Here is a 2,742-nt window from a genome sequence, read left to right as displayed (position 1 = left end):
GCGACCGGCGCGGGCGCCGCGACTTCGGCCACGGCCTGGCCGACGGGACCCGAGGCCATGTGCTCCAGTGCGCCGATCAGGTCCTCGTCGCTGCCGACGGGCTCGGACCCGGTCTTCTCCAGGTCGCCGAGGATCGATTTCAGCCGGTCGAGGGTGACGAGGATGAGGCTCACCGCCGGGCCGGTGACCGGCATGCCGTCGCGGAACTGGCCCATCAGCGTCTCGGCGGCGTGCGCCAGCGCTTCGAGGCGCGGCATGCCGAGGAAGCCGCAGGTGCCCTTGATGGTGTGTACGAGCCGGAAAATGTTGCTCAGGATCGTCTTGTTGTTCGGATCCTGCTCGAATCGGACGAGTTCGGTATCCACGGTGTCGAGGTGCTCGGCACTCTCGGTGAGGAACTCACGCAGCAAGTCGTCCATGAGAGGTACTCAGTCCAAACGCGCACTACCGTCCGTGCAGATGAGACACTGACCCATAATCAGTTAGTGAAGGGTTTCCACAGACCATCATAGCGTGTGCGCAACTCATTATTTGAGACACCCGTAATGGGACCACCTTCGCGGGGGATATGGATCCGCGGCTGAATTTTCCGTGCGCGCCCGATGTCACCATGGGCGCGCCGGCGACCTTTCATGATAGGGAATGGTTCATTCACGGACAGCCGGACCGGGCGCGAGTGGACAGGGTGCGCCCCGGTGGCGCCCGAGGGAGGACGATTCTTGCGACCCTGGCGCGACGAACCGGGCGACCGGCGCAGCTACCACCACGGCAACCTCAAGGAGGCGTTGATCGAGGCGGCCCGCCGCTTCATCGCGGAGCGCGGGGTCGGCGGCTTCACCCTCGTGGATGCCGCCCGCCTCGTCGGCGTCACGCCCGCTGCCTTGTACAGGCACTTCCGCGGGCGCGAGGCCCTGCTCGAGGAGGTGGCGGGCCGCGGTTTCACCGATCTGGCCGCGCGCCTCGCCAAGGCGGTCGGCAGCCGCGGCACGCCGCTCGAACGCTTCACACGCATGGGCGAGGCCTACCTCGCCTTCGCCGAGGAGGAGCCTGGCTACTACGCGGCGATCTTCGAAAGCCGCAGTGCCGGCCTCGGGCTCGCCGCCACGGATGCCGAGGCCGCGGCGCGGCCGAGCCCCTTCGACCTCCTCGTGGAATCCCTGCGGGCGACCTTCCCGGATGGGTTCGGGGGCATCGATCCGCGCTTCATCGCCATGGAGGTCTGGGCCTTGTCCCACGGCCTCGCCACCCTCTCGGCGGCAGGGCAGCTGCCGAAGGGGCCGGGCGTGCCCGACAAATATGAACTGCTGCGTGCGGGCGTCCTCGCCCTCGTCCACGGGGCGGGCGGCCGCGCTCGGACCTGAGGGGATTTCTCCCGCGCGGAGACCCCTTGAAAACCGGCCGACCCGCGCGCAAGTAAATGTCGTTCACATTTACATCGGAGCGTGAGCCGTGAGCTTTTCCTCGACATCCCCCTGGGCCACCGGCAAAGCCTGCCGCAACGGTCCGTTTCCGCGCCGGTCCTTCGAGATCGGCGCCATCGTGGTCGCCTTCATCTACTGGTGGCCCCTGGCGTTCGGCTACGTCGCCTGGAAGCTCGCGGGCTACCCGGCCTTCGCCGAACTGCGCGACCGGCTGAGCCGCATGACCTCCTCGGCAGGTATCGGCGGGCGTTCGCGCTTCGCGGCGGCTTTCGACGCCGCCAACATGGGCGGTTCCGGCAATCGGGCGTTCGACGACTACCGCCGCGCCGAGATCGAGCGTCTCGTCGCCCAGCGCCGCGCCCTCGAGGAAGAGGGCCGTGCCTTCGCGGCCTTCGTTGAGGAGTTGAAGCGGGCCAAGGACCGCGAGCAGTTCGACGCCTTCATGGCCAAGCGCCGCTCCGAGACCGGTTCGAACGGCACCCGGGACGTCTGAAACCCATACGCCGTTCTCTCGATGACGAGGGCTCCCGCCGCGAGGCGGGAGCCCTTTATCGTTGCGCTCGCTTCGCGAACCGCGTCGTCGGACCGTCGCGGCTCGTATACAGAAGGCCGGCCCCGGTCTTGCGTTTCCGGCGGTTGGGCGATGGGGAGCGGATGATGCGAACTGCGGGCGGGATGGGGTCGGTGCAGGTGGTCGACCACCCCTTGGTCCAGCACAAGCTGACCTTGCTGCGCGACAAGGCGCGCTCCACCAAGGGCTTTCGCCAGATCCTCAACGAGATCGGCATGCTGCTCGCCTACGAGGTCACCCGCGACCTGCCGCTGGAGACCGTCACCATCGAGACGCCGATCCAGGCGATGGAGGCGCCGCAGATCGCTGGCAAGAAGCTGGTCTTCGCCCCGATCCTGCGCGCCGGCGTCGGGTTCCTCGACGGGATGCTGTCGCTGGTGCCCTCGGCCCGTGTCGCCCATGTCGGGCTCTATCGCGACCCCGAGACGCTGCAGGCGGTGGAATACTACTTCAAGGCCCCGTCGGACCTCGCCGACCGCACCGTCCTCGTCCTCGACCCAATGCTGGCCACCGCCAATTCCGCCGTGGCCGCCATCGACCTCCTCAAGGCGCGCGGTGCCCACGACTTGCGCTTCGTCTGCCTGCTCGCCGCCCCCGAGGGCATCGCCCGGCTTCAGGCGGCGCATCCCGACGTGCCGGTCTGGACGGCGGCCATCGACAGCCATCTCAACGACCACGGCTACATCGTGCCGGGACTGGGGGATGCCGGCGACCGGATGTACGGAACGCGGTGAGGGGTGATCGGCGGCC

At 68.3% G+C, this 2,742-nt stretch carries 4 protein-coding genes; 3 read left to right on the top strand and 1 reads right to left on the bottom strand.

From position 1 onward, the window contains the following. On the bottom strand, nucleotides 1-419 hold a 419-nt coding region (locus ACFE7U_RS03335), incomplete at its 3' end, for an Hpt domain-containing protein (RefSeq protein WP_375408312.1). Between the two features lie 300 nt (nucleotides 420-719). Between ACFE7U_RS03335 and ACFE7U_RS03330 the strand changes: the two genes are divergently transcribed. The 3 genes from ACFE7U_RS03330 to upp all read left to right on the top strand — a co-directional run bounded on the left by ACFE7U_RS03330 (nucleotide 720) and on the right by upp (nucleotide 2,726). Next, on the top strand, nucleotides 720-1,361 hold the full coding sequence (locus ACFE7U_RS03330) for a TetR/AcrR family transcriptional regulator (protein WP_375408311.1): 642 nt from the start codon (nucleotides 720-722) through the stop codon (nucleotides 1,359-1,361). A gap of 88 nt (nucleotides 1,362-1,449) precedes the next feature. Further along, the gene (locus ACFE7U_RS03325; protein ID WP_375408310.1) at nucleotides 1,450-1,914 is read left to right on the top strand and encodes a DUF2852 domain-containing protein; all 465 of its coding nucleotides are present in this window, start codon (nucleotides 1,450-1,452) and stop codon (nucleotides 1,912-1,914) included. Between the two features lie 161 nt (nucleotides 1,915-2,075). Next, nucleotides 2,076-2,726, top strand: coding sequence for a uracil phosphoribosyltransferase (gene upp, locus ACFE7U_RS03320; protein ID WP_375408309.1), 651 nt, complete (start codon nucleotides 2,076-2,078; stop codon nucleotides 2,724-2,726). Nucleotides 2,727-2,742: the final 16 nt, after the last annotated feature.

It is taken from the genome of uncultured Methylobacterium sp., assembly GCF_964251405.1.
Lineage (GTDB): Bacteria > Pseudomonadota > Alphaproteobacteria > Rhizobiales > Beijerinckiaceae > Methylobacterium.
Note: the sequence above shows the minus strand (reverse complement) of the source record. Positions and strands in the feature narration are given on the sequence as shown.